This window comes from Bacillus sp. GMa5/1, from assembly GCF_050172015.1.
Classification (GTDB): domain Bacteria; phylum Bacillota; class Bacilli; order Bacillales; family Bacillaceae_G; genus Bacillus_A; species Bacillus_A cereus.
Map to the genome: position 1 here is coordinate 1 of NZ_JBNLYC010000450.1, position 301 is coordinate 301.

Below are 301 nucleotides of genomic sequence, written 5' to 3' on the forward strand. Positions count from 1 at the left end.
ACCATTGATTCGCATTGCATTAATCATACCTTCCATACCTGTTTCTACGATGGAATTTTCTACAGCTGGCGACCCGTGTATCTCCCAAAATGGACTGTACTGAATGTTAAAGAATTGTGCGTTTTGATATCCTTTTGTGATATGTGCGAAACAGTGATCCACAATTAAATTTTTTCTCGGAATAACTGAGAACTTCTGCCCATTGTCATCTTCATACAAGAAATCAGCCATTTTAGCTGTAATTCCATTTTTATCAATCGTTACTTTATCTCCACTGATTTTAATGACATCTGCGTTTATT

At 35.9% G+C, this 301-nt stretch carries 1 protein-coding gene; it reads right to left on the minus strand.

What is annotated here, in order from left to right:
- Positions 1-301 (minus strand): hypothetical protein (locus tag ACQGSG_RS29390; RefSeq protein ID WP_426948800.1); only part of this gene is annotated, 301 nt, incomplete at both ends.